Origin of the sequence: Tardiphaga robiniae, from assembly GCF_013359755.1 — a bacterium.
Lineage (GTDB): Bacteria > Pseudomonadota > Alphaproteobacteria > Rhizobiales > Xanthobacteraceae > Tardiphaga > Tardiphaga robiniae.
In genome coordinates, this window is sequence record NZ_JABMCJ010000084.1 from 54911 (window position 1) to 70984 (window position 16074).

11 protein-coding genes are annotated in these 16074 nt (G+C 61.7%); 4 read left to right on the forward strand and 7 right to left on the reverse strand.

Translation table 11 applies throughout. The features are described from left to right. Positions 1–38: 38 nt before the first annotated feature. The gene (locus HP556_RS15000) at positions 39–1748 is read right to left on the reverse strand and encodes a methyl-accepting chemotaxis protein (RefSeq protein ID WP_246297728.1); all 1710 of its coding nucleotides are present in this window, start codon (positions 1746–1748) and stop codon (positions 39–41) included. A gap of 367 nt (positions 1749–2115) precedes the next feature. Here HP556_RS15000 and HP556_RS15005 point away from each other — a divergent pair, with 367 nt between their 5' ends. Then, positions 2116–3030, forward strand: a complete 915-nt coding sequence (locus HP556_RS15005) for a DMT family transporter (protein WP_175367634.1) — start codon at positions 2116–2118, stop codon at positions 3028–3030. A 48-nt stretch (positions 3031–3078) separates the two neighbouring features. After that, positions 3079–3882: a sugar phosphate isomerase/epimerase family protein gene (locus HP556_RS15010; protein WP_175367562.1), complete on the forward strand. Its 804-nt coding sequence runs from the start codon at positions 3079–3081 to the stop codon at positions 3880–3882. A 62-nt stretch (positions 3883–3944) separates the two neighbouring features. Here HP556_RS15010 and HP556_RS15015 read toward each other — a convergent pair whose 3' ends face one another. Continuing rightward, the gene (locus tag HP556_RS15015) at positions 3945–4238 is read right to left on the reverse strand and encodes an antibiotic biosynthesis monooxygenase (protein ID WP_089263582.1); all 294 of its coding nucleotides are present in this window, start codon (positions 4236–4238) and stop codon (positions 3945–3947) included. Positions 4239–4391: 153 nt separating this feature from the next. Continuing rightward, the gene (gene mbfA / locus HP556_RS15020) at positions 4392–5363 is read right to left on the reverse strand and encodes an iron exporter MbfA (RefSeq protein WP_175367563.1); all 972 of its coding nucleotides are present in this window, start codon (positions 5361–5363) and stop codon (positions 4392–4394) included. Positions 5364–5768: 405 nt separating this feature from the next. Between mbfA and HP556_RS15025 the strand changes: the two genes are divergently transcribed. Together HP556_RS15025 and HP556_RS15030 are read left to right on the forward strand one after the other, a co-directional pair. Next, positions 5769–6755, forward strand: a complete 987-nt coding sequence (locus HP556_RS15025) for a Bug family tripartite tricarboxylate transporter substrate binding protein (RefSeq protein ID WP_120288638.1) — start codon at positions 5769–5771, stop codon at positions 6753–6755. Between the two features lie 309 nt (positions 6756–7064). Then, the gene (locus HP556_RS15030; protein ID WP_175367564.1) at positions 7065–8420 is read left to right on the forward strand and encodes an esterase-like activity of phytase family protein; all 1356 of its coding nucleotides are present in this window, start codon (positions 7065–7067) and stop codon (positions 8418–8420) included. Positions 8421–8538: 118 nt separating this feature from the next. Here the strand turns inward: HP556_RS15030 and HP556_RS15035 are convergent, their stop codons facing one another. The 4 genes from HP556_RS15035 to serA form a co-directional block, all read right to left on the reverse strand. Next, positions 8539–10224 carry a methyl-accepting chemotaxis protein gene (locus HP556_RS15035; protein ID WP_175367565.1) on the reverse strand — a complete coding sequence of 562 codons (1686 nt, stop codon included), beginning with the start codon at positions 10222–10224 and terminating at the stop codon, positions 8539–8541. Positions 10225–10403: 179 nt separating this feature from the next. After that, complete coding sequence (locus HP556_RS15040; RefSeq protein ID WP_089261690.1) at positions 10404–12092, reverse strand: cache domain-containing protein; 1689 nt, start codon at positions 12090–12092, stop codon at positions 10404–10406. A 292-nt stretch (positions 12093–12384) separates the two neighbouring features. Further along, the gene (locus HP556_RS15045; RefSeq protein ID WP_120288635.1) at positions 12385–14064 is read right to left on the reverse strand and encodes a methyl-accepting chemotaxis protein; all 1680 of its coding nucleotides are present in this window, start codon (positions 14062–14064) and stop codon (positions 12385–12387) included. A 202-nt stretch (positions 14065–14266) separates the two neighbouring features. Then, positions 14267–15856: a phosphoglycerate dehydrogenase gene (gene serA, locus HP556_RS15050; protein ID WP_089261694.1), complete on the reverse strand. Its 1590-nt coding sequence runs from the start codon at positions 15854–15856 to the stop codon at positions 14267–14269. Between the last annotated feature and the right edge of the window lie 218 nt (positions 15857–16074).

The window sequence follows — 16074 nt, forward strand, 5'->3', positions numbered from 1 at the left end:
CCGTCGCGCGCGCGATTCTTGTCTTTCCCGGTGGATAGTTACGCGGCGCGCACCGAGCGCAGGAAGTTGCCGACCTCCTGCTTCAGTCGCGTGCTTTCGCTGGACAGCGACTGTGCCGCGGACAGAACCTGCGATGACGCCGAGCCTGCTTCTTCGACGCCGCGCTGCACGTCGGTGATGTTCGAACTCACCTGCATCGTGCCGGCTGCGGCCTGCTGCACGTTGCGCGAAATCTCCTGTGTGGTGGCGCCCTGCTCTTCAACGGCCGATGCGATGGCGGACGCGATCTCCGACATCTGACCGATAGTCATGGAGATCTCCTTGATGGCCGAGACCGAATCCTCGGTCGCCTTCTGGATGCCGCTGACCTGTTGGCTGATCTCGCCAGTCGCCTTCGCGGTCTGCTCGGCCAGCGCTTTCACTTCGGCGGCAACCACCGCAAAGCCGCGACCGGCTTCGCCGGCACGCGCCGCTTCGATGGTGGCGTTGAGCGCCAGCAGATTGGTCTGCCCCGCGATATTGTTGATCAGTTCGACGACATCGCCGATGCGTGCCGCGGCCGTCGCCAGTTCGCTGACGCGGTTGTTGGTATTGTTAGCCTGCGCAACGGCCTCGCTGGCAATGCGCGCGGCGCCCTGCACCTGACGGCTAATCTCATGCACGGACGACGACATCTCCTCGGTGGCGGATGCAACCGACTGCACGTTTGTCGCGGCTTCTTCCGATGCCGCCGATACAGCCACCGCCAAAACCTGTGAGCGCTCCGAGGTTGCCGTCAATGTGGTGGCCGAACCTTCCAGTTCCTTCGAAGCAGACGATACGGTCTCGACGATCTGACCGACGGCGCCCTCGAAATCGGCGGCAAGCTTCATCATATCCGCCTTACGCTGTTCGGCCGTGCGGCTTTCCGTAGCGATCTGCGCGACCTTCATGCGCTCGACTTCGAGGCCGTTCTCCTTGAATACACTCAGCGCCGTCATGATCTCCCCGATCTCGTCGGCGCGCTTGCTTGCCGGAACGTCGACGGTGAGGTCTCCTTTAGCGAGCTTGTTCATCGTGGCGATGCTTGCCTTCAACGGACGCACCACGCTGCTGCGCGCCACAACATAGCTGACAATGATGGCGAGCAGCATCACGCCGAGCGTCGCATAGATAATGGTCCAGAGCGTGTCGTTGGCGGTTTCGAGAAACTCGACCTTCTTGATGCCCACATAGAGAATGCCGATCACGTTGCGGCTGGCGTCGAAGATCGGATCATAGACGGTCATATACGGCTCGCCGAGGATAGCCACTTCACCACGGAACGCGGTCTTGCCATTGAAGACCGCGTCATAGGCGGGTCCTTTCGCCAGCTGCGTGCCGATGGCACGGGTGCCATCCGGCTTCATCACGTTGGTGGAGATGCGGGTATCATTCATGAAGATCGTTGCGGTGCCGCCGACCAGCGTCTTGATCTTGTCGACCGCTGCGAAATTGCCGTTCAGCGGCTTGCCGTCCGCCAGCAGCTTGCCATCCGCGATACTGTACTTGTCGCCGCTCTCACGCAGCACGTTCCAGGCGACACGCATGTTGGTCTCGACCCGCTCCGTCGCGGATTTGGCGGCGCCCTGTTCGAGCACATATTTGGCGACCAACGTGATGCAGATGCCGAGGATGAGAATGCCGGAGACCGTCATCAACATGATGCGCGGGCCAAGACCGAGACCCCGGCGACGGCCGGGTTTGGGTTGGGAGGCGGACAACGGCATTGCGATCTCCTGTCGCGCCGACCCCTCGGTCGTGCGCTCAAAGCCGAACGGCTCCAGACACACTCACTGCACAATGTCGAGGAGGTATCCGGACCCGCAATTCAAGAAATAAGTTCCATCATTATGATTCAGTTCTATCGGCTAGCCGTTCGAAAGCGGTTAATGTTCGCCTGGCGGAAAAGGTATAATCGTCTGATTTTGCGTGATTTTCGGCATCGGAATACCTGAATCGAAGCTCATTCTCGGCGTCCATTCGACGCATCTACCGATGCGCGCTCCGTTGCCGCGCATGGTGCCCGCGCGCCAGCGTGACTTGTGCCACCCGGCGAACTGCCGCCTATGGAAAGCTGCATTGACCATCGAGCCGATGACCCCTTCCGCTCCGCCGCGACCAACGATCGTCGGCTGGTTCGCCAACCAGCCTTATCTCCTGCTCAGCCTCACCTCGCTGTTCTGGGCCGGGAATATCGTGCTCGGCCGCTATGTCGCCGGCCACGTCCCGCCGGTGACACTGGCCTGCGTGCGCTGGATCGGAGCCTTTTTCCTGTTGCTGCCCTTCGCCTGGACGCATCTGCGCACGGACTGGCCGGTTCTCCGCGCCCAACTTTCTCTCATGACGATGCTGGCGCTGACCGGCTTCGCCGCCAATACGGTGCTGGCCTATTGGGGCCTGAAATACACGCAGGCCCTGAATGCGCTGCTGATCCAGTCGTCGGGCCCTCTCTGTGTCGCGCTGTGGACGCTGATCCTGTTCGGCGTGAGGCTGACGCTGGCGCAGTTGCTCGGCATCGTGGTCTCCATGGCCGGCGTGCTGATCATCATCCTGCGCGGCGATCTCACCGCACTGGCCAGTATCCAGATCAACAAGGGCGATGCGATGCTGTTCGCAGCGCTCCTGGTGTTCGGCATCTATTCGGCGCTGATGCTGCGGCGACCGGTGACGCATCCGATGTCGCTGATCGCTTTCACCACCGCCGGCGGCGCGATCCTGACCCTGCCGGTCAGCATCTGGGAACTCAATTCCGGTTCACCGCTGATCTTCGACACCGTAACGCTGCTGACGCTCGCCTATGCCATGATCTTTCCTTCCGCGCTGGCCTATCTGTTCTTCAATCGCGGCATCGCGCTGATCGGCCCGAATCGCGCGGCACCATTTCTGCATCTCATGCCGGTGTTCGGCTCGGTATTGGCCATCGCGTTTCTGGGCGAACAGCCGCAACTGTTTCATCTCGTCGGCTACGTGCTGGTGCTATCAGGCGTGTTCATCGCATCGCGGCGATAGACCGAACATCCGCTCCGGCCACCCTGACATCGGGAGTAAAAACATCACATGACCGTTTTCTCGCTCGCCCACCTCACCGTGCTATCGCTGGCGCCGCCAGAGATGATCGACGTTGCCGCGCGCTGCGGCTACCGGAGTGTCGGACTGAGACTGATAGCCGTGACCGCGGAAAGCCCTGGCTACCCGCTGATGAACGACAAGGCGATGATGCGGCAAACCAAGGCGCGTCTCGCCGATACCGGACTGCACGTGCTCGATATTGAACTCGTCAAGATCACGCCCGGGATCGACGTCGCGGCGCTTGAGCCGATACTCACCGCCGGCACGGAGCTCGGAGCCCGCCATGTCATCGTCGCGCCCTATGATCCCGACTTGTCCCGCCTCGCCGACCGACTGGCGGCCATCGCCGATCTTGCGGCGCGATACGGCATCATGCCGGTGATGGAGTTCTTTCCCTGGACCAATGTGTCGAACCTGCACAAGGCGCGCGCCATCGTCGAGACCGCAGGCCGCGCCAATGCGGGTATCCTCGTCGATACGCTGCATTTCGACCGCTCCGACAGCAGCCTCGCCGAACTCGACGACATACCATCGCGCTTGCTGCCGTTTTTCCATTTTTGCGATGCTCCGGCGGAGAAGCCTGGCACGGTGGAAGGACTGCTGCACACCGCGCGCGCTGAACGGCTGCCACCCGGCGACGGCGGCATCGACCTCTGCGCCATCGCCGCGCACCTGCCGAAGCATATTCCGGTCGCGCTCGAAGTGCCGATGGATGCGCTGACCCGGGAGCGCGGCCCCGAAGAAGTCGCGCGCCGCGCAATCGCCGGCGCGAAGCGCCTGCTGGGAGATTGAGAATCTAGCGAGTAATCTACGCGCACATGCCACCGCCCGGCATAGCACCTGTCCCGCGCGCGTTATGCCAACGTATGAACGATAACCGGCCCGGCTATCGCTGTGGCTGGTCCAATCAGCAAGGGCGCCAGATTCTGTTCGCTCCATGCGAGCCCGCGTCGGTTCGACTCCTCGGCGCCCGCGAAATTGTTGAAGATGCTGATCGCCGTCACCGTATCGTCGGACGCATAGACCACATAATAGGCCATGAAACCTTCGACATCACTGATGATCGGAATGGCACCTTCCTTGATCCTGCGCGTCAGTTCCTCAGCCATGCCGGTCTTTGCCTTGCTCTGACGAATGGCAGCATACATGGGACGCTCCTTTACCCGTAAGCTGCCCGCGATCGCACCTGCCGCGATCATGCATCGCACACACTCATCATCGGCGGGACGAGCAGCAGGGTTTCCCGTGCATAGAACCTACGCCATCCCGCGTAACGACGCCATCTGACGCCTCCCCACCCACTACGCGCCTCCGATCAATATTCCCACCGCCAGAACGATGACGCCGCCAAGCACCACCTGAAAGACGGCCTGCAGGAACGGCGTATCCATATAGCGCGCCCTGATATAGGCGATGGACCAGAGTTCGAAAAAAACGACAACACCCGCGATGGCCGTCGCGATCCAGAATGCATTCGGCCAGCTGTCCGGCACGAGATAAGGCAGAGTATGGCCGAGACCGCCCAGCGTCGTCATCAGCCCGCAGATGCCGCCACGCAACCACGGCGAGCCGCGTCCGGTCATGGAGCCATCGTCCGACAATGCTTCGGCGAAACCCATGCTGATGCCGGCGCCGATCGACGCGGCGAGGCCAACAAGGAATGTCTGCCAGTTGTGATGTGTTGCAAACGCGGCCGCAAACAGCGGCGCCAGCGTCGATACGGAGCCGTCCATCAAGCCCGCAAGACCTGGCTGGACATATTGCAGGACGAACATCCGGTGGCGGGTGTTGTCCTCCACCGTACGAACGTCGGACGTCAGGATGGCATCCGATAATTTGGCCGCGAGATGCTCGTGTCCTTTTTCCAGCTCGGCCAGATCGCCCAGCAACTTGCGAACGCCGACATCCGTCGCCTGCTCGGCAGCCCTGGCGTAAAAACGCTCGGCCTCAAACTCCATCCTCTCGGCTTCCTTGCGGATAGTGTCGAGCGACAGGTTACGCGTGAGCCAGATTGGTCGGCGGCGGATGAAGCCCTTGACGTCTTCGCGCCGGATCGGCGGAAGGTTCGGTCCGAAGCGCTCCTCATACATCTGCAACAGCAGATGTCGATGGCCCTTTTCCTCTTCGGCCATCTCGCTGAAGACTTTCGCGGAATCGGGATAGCGCTCTGCCAGATCCTCGGCGAAGCTGAGATAGATCCGGCTGTCCTCTTCCTCGCTGGAGATCGCAACCGCCAGCACCTCGCGTTCGGTGAGCTCCGAAAACGCCTTCATATCAATGCCTTGCTTAGTTTAGAATTATTCTAATTATATAGGAGCTGCTTTGCATTTGTCAAAGAGCTTCGCGCCTGCGCGGCGCTGAACCTGTCCGCTGGTCGGGAAGCAGTAGCGGGGACGAGAAGGACCGCGGCGAAACGATCGTGCGTGCTCGGGAGCTTGCACCGGCATTCGCACCGACCCCGACGCGGAGATGCTGCGGATCAGCGGCCGTCTGCAGGTGCTGTCACTCACGAACGCGATAAGGTCGCCCCAGTGCTGCAGACGTCGATGCATGGCCTACACCATCGACAGCGCACTCACCTGAACTGCATACCTTTCCGCTTCCGTGTGTCACCGACCTCCGCTAGTTTGCCCGCAACAAACATGGGCTACCAAGGCCGATTCAGGGAGAAAAGCGGAATGCACGGACTTTCAGTTCTTCGCGGTGTGGCGAGCGCATCGTTTATCGGAGCGCTGCTGTTGGCGACCCCGGATGCCATCGCACAAACTGCGAATTATCCAAACCGGGCGATCACGCTGGTGCTCCCTTTCGCCGCAGGCAGCGGCACCGACACCACGACGCGCCTGATCGCCAAGGAACTCGGCACCGCACTGAACGCCAACACCGTGATCGACAACAAGGCCGGCGCCAATGGCTCGATCGCCGCCAGTTTCGTCGCCCGCGCCCCCGCCGATGGTTACACGCTGTTCGTGACCACCAACACGACGCATTCGGCCAATCCTTTTCTGCTCAAGACCATGAGCTATGATCCGATCAAGGATTTCACGCCGATCGCGCGCACCGGCGACCTGCCCTTCATGCTGGTGATCAATCCTGAGATTCCCGCCAACTCCGTGGAAGAGCTGATCGCGCTCGCCAAGAAAGAGCCGGGCAAGTACTCCTACGCATCGGGCAGTTCGTCGGCGATCGTCTCGGGCGCGACCTTTGCCCGCCTCGCCAAGCTCGATCTCCTGCACGTGCCTTACAAGAGCTCACCACCGGCGCTCACCGATGTCATCGCCGGCCGTGTCAGCATGATGTTCGTCGACGTTCCGACCGGCCTGCCGCATGTCAACGCCAAGGCGTTGAAGTCGCTTGCGGTGACCACGAAATATCGCTCCAAACTGCTGCCCGATCTGCCGACCATGGACGAGGCCGGCGTGAAGGGCTTCGACATCACGTCATGGCAGGGCTATCTCGGCCCGGCCAACATGCCGAAGGACATCGTCGTCAAGCTCAACGCCGAAATCCGCAAGATCGTCGAACGCCCCGAGATCCAGAAAGACCTTGCCAACCGCGGCATGGAAGCCTTCTCCGGTACGCCGGAAGAATTCGACGCCTTCCTGAAGGATCAGCTCAAGGTGTGGGAGAAGCTGATCACGGATGCGGGGATCGAGAAGCAGTAGGCGCATTTCAGATAGAACCGCACGGCAGGTATGTTCGTCATGCCCGGCGAATGCCGGGTATCCACGTCTCGGCCACAAAGAAGACGTGGATGGCCGGGACATCCAGCGAAGCCGCGCTTCGCGCTTTGCCCGGCCATGACGATGGTTTTGCGTGGGTTGAATGAAGAGGAACCACGCCTAACCCGCAGACTCGGCGACTGCATGTCGCAGGGTTTTCCCCTCTCGTCATTTTCTTGTCACGGAACTGTCAGCGCAGCGTAACGCCCGCGCCCCAGAACACGCCGCATGGTCACCACAAAGGAGACAACCATGCGCAGCACATTCCTCTGCTCCGTCGCTTCCCTCGTCATGCTCACATCCGCCGCTTTCGCCCAGACCGAAGGTGAATTCCCCGCCAAGCTCGCCGGCCATGCCGTGCTGCCGGCGACGTCGACCATCGATGCGCCTGTGGATGCGCCGAACGACCTGAAGACCTCGGGCAAATACACCACCGGCAAGCGCGTCGACGCGCTCGGCACCGTGATGGGCAAGTCCTACGAGCGCGCCACCGGCATCTCGCTGCCGATGAAGGGCCAGCCGCTGCAGGGCCATTCCGGCATCAAGGTGATGCCAGACGGTTCGTTCTGGGTGCTGACCGACAATGGCGCCGGCTCGCGCTACAATTCGGCCGACTACATGATCTATCTCAATCATCACAAGATCGACTGGAAGAACGGCAAGGTCGAGCGTCAGGCCACCGTGTTCCTGCACGATCCCGACAAGAAGGTGCCGTTCCGCATCGTTCATGAAGACACCGCCAAGCGCTACCTGACCGGCGCCGATGTCGACACCGAAGGCTTCCAGATCGTCGGCGACAATTTCTGGATCGGCGAGGAATTCGGCCCCTACATCATCAAGGCCGACAAGACCGGCAAGGTTCTGGCTGTGTTCGACACCGTCGCCGACGGCAAGCCGGTGCGTTCGCCGGACCATTGGTCGGTGCAGTCGCCGGGTGCGCCGGGCGCCACCTACACCACGGTCAACCTGCGCCGCTCCAAGGGCTATGAAGGCTTCGCCTCCTCCAAGGATGGCAAGTTCCTCTACGGCCTGCTCGAAGGCCCGATCTGGGATGCCGAGAAGAAGGACTGGGAGAAGGTCGACGGCAAGGAAGCTTCGCGCATCCTGGAATTCGACGTCGCCAACGAGAAGTTCACCGGTCGCTACTGGCAGTACGTGTTCGAACAGAACGGCAATGCAATCGGCGACTTCAACATGGTCACCGCCGACAACGGCCTGATCATCGAGCGTGACAACGGCGAAGGCACCAAGGACAAGGCCTGCGCCGACGGCAAGCGCGGTGAAGACTGCTTCCCGGATCTCGCCAAGTTCAAGAAGGTCTACAAGATCGAACTGAACGACGCCAATGTCGGCAAGCCCGTTCGCAAGATCGGCTTCATCGACCTGATGAAGATCCAGGACCCGAACAAGCTGGCCCGCAAGCCGCTGAATGACGGCGTTCTGACCTTCCCGTTCTTCACCATCGAGAACGTCGACCAGGTTGATGCCACCCACATCATCGTCGGCAACGACAACAACCTGCCGTTCTCGTCGAGCCGCGAGCCGAACAAGGCCGACGACAACGAGTTCGTGCTGCTCGAAGTCGCCGACTTCCTGAAGGCGAAGTAAGCAACGCGAGCAGGCCCCCGCCTGAAACGACGAAAGCCCTCCCGCAAGGGAGGGCTTTTTGCGTTAGAGCGTGATCTACTTTCCTCTCCCACAAGGGGAGAGAGGGGAAGAAGAGCCTCTACGCCGCACGCACCTTGGTCAGGAACTCGTCCACCGCCGTCCGCAACATGCCGGACTGGGTGTCGAGCTCCCTGGCATTCGACAACACCTGCGAGGCCGCCGTCCCGGTCGCTTCTGCTGCGCTGCTGACGCCGCCGATATGTTCGCTGATTTCACTGGAGCCCGCCGCGACCGACTGAATGTTGCGCGCGATTTCCCGCGTGGCCTCGCCCTGCTCCTGGACGGCCGTGGAGATGCTGGTGGTGATCTCGCTCATCTGCGCGATGGTCCCCGTAATGGCGCTGATCGAAAGCACGGCTTCGCTGGTGGACGCTTGCATCGCGGCAACCTGGGCGGAGATCTCTTCGGTAGCCTTGGCGGTCTGGCTCGCCAATGCCTTCACTTCCGAGGCGACGACCGCAAAGCCGCGTCCGGATTCGCCGGCGCGCGCCGCTTCGATGGTCGCATTCAGCGCGAGCAGATTGGTCTGGGAGGCGATGCTGTGGATCAACTGAACCACTTCGCCGATCTTCTCCGCGCCGCTGGACAGCAGCTGAACGGTCGCATTGGTGCGTTCCGCATCGCCGACTGCCTTGCTGGCAATTTGGCTCGACTGCGAGACCTGCCGCAGGACTTCGCTGACCGAAGCCGACAATTCCTCGGCGGCGGCTGCAACCGTGCTGACATTGTCAGACGACCGCTCCGACGCGGCGCCGACCGTCGATGCACGCGAACTGGCATCGCTGGCGGTCGCCGTCATGGATTGCGCGGTGGTCTGCATCCCTGCCGCTGCCGTCGATACCGAGCGGACAATACCGTTGACGCTGCGTTCGAAATCATCGGCGATGCTCTCCATGGTCGAACGACGCTCGGCAGACGCGCGCGCCTGCGTCTCTGCTTCGATCTTGTCGAGCCCGCGAATCCGGACCGCATTGTCCTTGAAGACCTGAACGGTCGATGCCATCGCACCGATCTCATCGCCGCGCCCGGTCCCGGGAATGTCGTCTTCGAGCGCGCCATCGGCCAGCGTGCGCATCCGCGCACCGAGCTGACCGAGCGGGCGGCTGATGCTCCGGCCGATCATCCAGGCGATGCCGCCCGCGACCGCACCAATAGCAAGGATCGCCAAACCGAGCGCCCAGACGATCGGCTTCAACCTGGCGTCGAGGTCTTCCAGATAGGCCCCGGCGCCCACATACATATTCCATCCCGGGATCGCTGCGGCATAGGCAACCTTGCGCAGCGGCTCCGTCTGGCCGGGTTTGACGTAGTCATAGAACATCGTGTGCTCGCCTTTGGCAGCAATACTGTCGCGCCACTCGCGACCGATCGCCTTGCCATTGGTCACCACATCGAGGCGGTTCTGACCGATCTGCTTGGCATCCGGGGACAACACCGTCACGCCGTCCATCATGGAGCCAAACAGGTAGCCCGCGCCGTTGTCATAGGTCATCGTATTTGCACGACGACCGAATTCAGCCATCGCTGCTTCCTTGGTGAGCTGGCCGGCGTCGACTTGCTTTTGCAAACCGATCGCCACGCTGCGCGCGGCATCGACGAAGTGGCGAAGCTCCTCGATCCTCGAGGTCATCATCTCGCGCTGAACGAAATATCCCGCGAGAACGCCAGACGCGCACAGACCAAGCAACATGACACCCACCAGAATACCTAGCTTGGGCGTGATCGTCAGATTACTTATCTTCACAATGAGTTCTCCAAAAAAGGTCGCGGGCGCAAATACCAATTGATGAGAAGAATACCGAACAGACCTTTTTTTGTTCTTTACAAACCAAACCCGCAAATCATCGAGCCTGTGATACTTGGTGATGAGCAACGATTGCAGCGCTACAAGAGCTCGCTCTCCGCGAGAGAAGAGGAAAGGCTCTACGCTGCGCGAACCTTCGCGAGGAATTCATCCACCGCCTTGCGCAGGATGCTCGACTGGCCGTCCAGCTCCTTTGCATTCGACAGCACCATGCCTGCCGCCTGCCCCGTTGCTTCCGCCGCTGCGCTGACGCCGCCGATATGAGCGCTGACCTCGCTCGAGCCAGCGGCAACCGACTGGATGTTGCGCGCGATCTCCTGCGTGGCCGAACCCTGCTCTTCCACTGCCGCCGAGATCGTCGTGGTGATCTGGCTCATCTGCGCGATCGTGCCGGTGATGGCGTTGATCGAGTTGACAGCCTCCTGCGTCGACGCCTGCATCGCTGCAACCTGCGCGGAGATTTCCTCGGTCGCCTTGGCCGTCTGGCTCGCCAGTGCCTTCACTTCCGACGCGACGACCGCAAAGCCACGGCCGGATTCACCGGCGCGTGCCGCTTCGATGGTTGCGTTCAGCGCAAGCAGATTGGTCTGCGAGGCGATGTTGTGGATCAGCTGCACGACCTCGCCAATCTTCTCGGCGCCGCTGGAGAGCTGCTGCACCGTCGCATTGGTGCGCTCCGCATCGCCCACGGCCTTGCTGGCGATATCGCTCGAGGCTGCGACCTGACGCAGCACTTCGCTGACCGATGCCGATAGTTCTTCAGCCGCGGCGGCAACCGTGCTGACATTGTCAGATGAACGCGCCGATGCCGCACCGACCGTCGAAGCGCGCGAGCTCGCGTCGCTTGCCGTCGCCGTCATCGACTGTGCAGTGCTCTGCATGCCGGCCGCGGCGGTGGAGACGGAACGCACGATGCCGTTGACGCTGCGCTCGAAATCATCGGCGAGGCTTTCCATCGCCGCACGGCGTTCGGCAGCAACACGGGCCTGCGATTCCACCTCGATCTTGTCGAGCCCGCGGATACGCACCGCGTTGTCCTTGAACACCTGAACCGTTGCGGCCATGGCGCCGATCTCGTCGCCCCGATCGACGTCGGGGATCGCTTCATCCAGCGCGCCATCGGCGAGACCGCGCATGCGCGCGCCGAGCCGGCGAAGCGGGATGGTGATGCTGCGGCCAATCATCCAGGCAAGCGCGCCGAGAATGACAATGACCGCGAGTGCCGCGATCATCACGGTGCGCGCACTCTCCCAGAGCTGTACCTGCAAGTCGTCGATATAGACGCCGGTGCCGATGACCCAGCCCCAGGGCTCGAAACCGACGACATAAGAGAGCTTCGGCTGCGGTGCGTCCTTGCCGGGTTTCGGCCAAAGATAATCGACGAAGCCAGCCTTCTGCTTCTTCACGACATCGGCGAATTCGACAAACAGCCGCTTGCCGTTCGGGTCCTTGTTGCCGGAGAGATCGCTGCCGTTCATCTCGGGCTTGATCGGATGCATCACCATGCGCGGCTGCAGGTCGTTGATCCAGAAGTAATCGCCATTGCCGTAGCGCAGTTTGCCGATACGCGCCGCTGCGGTCTTGCGCGCGGCCTCGTCCGACACACCGCTACGCTGGATCGTCGCGTATTCTTCCTGCGCGATGCCGAGCGCCAGCTCCGTGAGATGGGTCAATTCGCTCTGGCGCTGCTGCTTGAGGGAGTCGCCGAGGGTGTTCAGCTGCATCCAGGCCAGCCCGGCGAGGCCAAGAAAGCTCAAGCCAATGATGCTGTAGAGGCGAAGGCCGATCGAAATTTTCAAACGATTCATGGGAAGTATCCCTGTAAGGCGCGCTGAAATAAGCGAGTCACCATCGCAGGGTGTAGTTTCGAGTTCGTGAAGTGGTGTGTAGTTCCGTTTTTGCAACCGCGGTTATAGGTTACCTCGAATGCACCAAAAGTCGCGCTACAGGTAGCTGCGCACCACTATGAACTATCATTGTGCAGATTTAAATTCGGTGGTGCAGCGATACGACGCAGCGGCCGAAACTCAATAGTTCAGGCAAGTCCCAGCCCTGTAGCTCCCCGAGCGCAGCTAAGCCGCGCTCGGGGAAGGATTTGACTCAGGCTGCTCTCACCTTGGCGAGGAATTCATCCACGGCGGTGCGCAGCATGCCGGACTGGCTCTCCAGCTCCTTTGCATTCGACAGCACCTGTGACGCCGCCGAGCCGGTGGCCTCGGCTGCGCTGCTGACGCCGCCGATATGATTGCTGATCTCATTCGCGCCGGCCGACACCGACTGAATGTTGCGCGCGATTTCCTGCGTCGCCGTGCCCTGCTGCTCCACCGCCACAGAGATCGTGTTGGTGATCTGGCTCATCTGGGCGATGGTACCGGTGATGGCGCCGATCGATGCAACGGCCTCGCTGGTCGATGCCTGCATGGCGGCAACCTGCGCCGAGATTTCCTCGGTGGCCTTGGCGGTCTGACTGGCCAGCGCCTTCACTTCGGATGCCACCACCGCAAAACCGCGGCCGGACTCGCCGGCACGTGCGGCTTCGATGGTCGCGTTCAGCGCCAGCAGATTGGTCTGGGAGGCAATGCTGTGGATCAGCTGCACGACTTCGCCGATTTTCTCAGCGCCGCTCGACAGGATCTGAACAGTCGCATTGGTGCGCTCGGCATCGCCCACCGCCTTGCTGGCGATCTCGCTGGAGGCCGATACCTGACGCAGCACTTCACTGACTGACGCCGACAATTCCTCCGCAGCCGCCGCAACCGTGCTGACATTGTCGGACGAGCGCGTCGAAGCTGCGCTGACCGTCGCGGCGCGCGAGCTTGCATCACTTGCCGTCGCCGTCATCGACTGCGCAGTGCTCTGCATGCCGACAGCGGCGGTGGAGACCGAGCGGACGATACCGGTCACGCTACGCTCGAAATCCGTGGCCATCGCCTCCATGGCGGCGCGGCGCTCCGCGGCGATACGGCCCTGCGCATCCGCCTCGACCTGTTCCAGCGAGCGGATACGCAGCGCATTGTCCTTGAACACCTGAACCGTCTTGGCCATCGCACCGACTTCATCGCTACGGCCAACGCCGGGAATTTCCTCATCCAGCGCACCATTGGCGAGCGACTCCATGCGCGATCCCAGCATGCCGAGCGGCTTGGTGATGCTACGGCCGATCAGCCACGCGATCGCACCCGCCACTGCGGCAATGGCCAGCATGGCTAGGCCGAGCGCCCAGATGATCGGTTTCAGATGAGCGTCGAGGTCATCGAGATAGGCGCCGGTGGCAATGAACATGTTCCAGCCGGGAAGCGCCGCGGCATAACCCATCTTGCGCGACGGGACCTGCTCATTGGGCTTCTGGAATTCGTAGGTCAGAATCTTCGTGCCGTTGGCTGCGACGCCGTCGCGGAATTCACGCGTAATGGCTACGCCGCTAACCTTGACGTCGAGCCGGTTGGATCCCGCCTTGAAGCCCGGCAGATGAACCACTTCGCCGTCCATCGTGTAGATGAACAGATAGTTGCCGTTGTCATAGGTCATCGGCTCGATGCGGCGTACCAGCTCGGCGGTCGCGGCTTCCTTGGTGAGCTTGCCTGCTGCGACATCCTTCTGGATGCTGGCCGCTACGTTGGTCCCGATTTCGACGATCGACTTCAGCTGCTCGGTTCGCGCGGAGAGCATCTCGCTCTTGACCATATAGGCGGCCAGAATGCCTGCGGCGCAGAGGCCGATCATGGTGACGGCCACCAGAACGACGAGCTTGTACGTAATACGGATATTGGCGAGCTTCACGGCTGTATTCCCCCGGGCGTGCGATTTTCGATCGCTGATTCCTCGGAGTAAAATGTATCGGGGTAGTGTTCCCAAATCCTTACACGTGCGGGGCGGGGGCAAACCTGCCGCGCCGACCTGAATGTGAACATTTTCCGCAAAACGAAAAAATCCCCGCCTTTCGGACGGGGATTTCGGCAATGTCAGTTCGGGTAAGAGACACTCAGAATGTCAGCGCCTTGGCCTGTTTCACCTGCGGCAGCGCCTGCACCTTGCTCAGCACATCGGCCGGCACAACGCCGTCGATCTCCACCAGCGCGATGGCGTCACCGCCCTGTTCGTTGCGGCCGAGATGGAAGGTTGCGATGTTGACCTTGGCATCGCCGAGCAGCGAAGCGAACTTTCCGATGAAACCCGGCTTGTCCTCGTTGGTGACATAGATCATCGACTTCCCGAATTCGGCATCGACGCGGATACCCTTGATATCAACCAGCCGCGGCTTGCCGTCATGATAGACAGTGCCGGACACCGAGCGTTCCTGCCGTTCGGTGATAACCGTAACGGTGATCAGGCTTTCGTAATCGCTCTGCGCCGCGCGCACCACTTCATCGACTACCATGCCGCGCTCCTTGGCAACGGCCGGCGCGGAGACGACGTTGACGTCGCCGAGCATCGGCCGCAGCAACCCGCTCAATGCAGCAGACGTCAGGGCCTTGATCTTCATTTCGGCCACCGCGCCTTCATAGGTGATCTGCACCTTGGCAATGCCGGTCTCGGTGAGCTGGCCCGCGAACGAGCCAAGCTTCTCGGCGAGTTCGATGAACGGCTTCAGCTTCGGTGCTTCTTCCGCGGTGATCGACGGGAAGTTGACCGCGTTGGAGATCGCGCCCGACAGCAGATAATCCGACATCTGCTCGGCGACCTGCAGCGCGACATTCTCCTGCGCTTCGGTGGTCGATGCGCCCAAATGCGGCGTGCAGATCACATTGGGATGGCCGAACAGCACGTTCTTGGTGGCCGGCTCCTCGACGAACACGTCGAAGGCAGCGCCGGCGACATGCTTGCTATTCAGCGCATCGACCAGCGCCTGCTCGTCGACCAGACCGCCGCGGGCACAGTTGATGATGCGCACGCCGGGCTTCATCTTGGCGATGGCAGCGGCATCGATGATGTTCTTCGTCTTCTCGGTGAGCGGCGTGTGCAGCGTGATGAAGTCGGCGCGCTTGAGGAGGTCGTCGAGCTCGACCTTCTCGACGCCAATATCCTTGGCGCGCTCCGGCGACAGGAACGGATCGAAGGCGATGACCTTCATGCGCAGTCCGAGCGCGCGGTCAGCCGCGATGGCGCCGATATTGCCGCAGCCGATCACGCCCAGCGTCTTGCCAGTGATCTCGACGCCCATGAAGCGGTTCTTCTCCCACTTGCCGGCCTGCGTCGACGCATCGGCCTGCGGGATCTCGCGGGCCAGCGAGAGCATCAGTGTGATCGCATGTTCGGCGGTGGTGATCGAATTGCCGAACGGCGTGTTCATGACGATGATGCCCTTGGCGGTCGCCGCGGGAATTTCGACATTGTCGACGCCGATGCCGGCGCGGCCGATCACCTTCAGGCGCGTCGCCTTCTCGAGGATCTTCGCGGTCGCCTTGGTGGCCGAGCGGATGGCGAGGCCGTCATAGTTGCCGATGATCTCGGCGAGCTTGTCCTTGTCCTTGCCGAGGTTCGGCTGGAAGTCGACGTCGATGCCGCGATCCCGAAAGATCTGCACGGCGGCGGGAGAGAGAGCGTCGGAAATGAGAACTTTGGGGGCGGTCATGGATGTGATCCTCGAAATGGGAGCCGGTGTAGGCGCGACAAACGCAGCAGGCTCCTTCTCCCCGTTCTTACGGGGAGAAGGTCGGGATGAGGGGCCGCTTTCGACCCGAGAATGCAGGAGTGAGGAGAGTTGAGTGCCATGCCCCTCACCCGGACATCGCGCTTCGCGCGATGTCCGACCTCTCCCCGCCCGCGCACAGCGAAGCTGTGCTAGGCGGG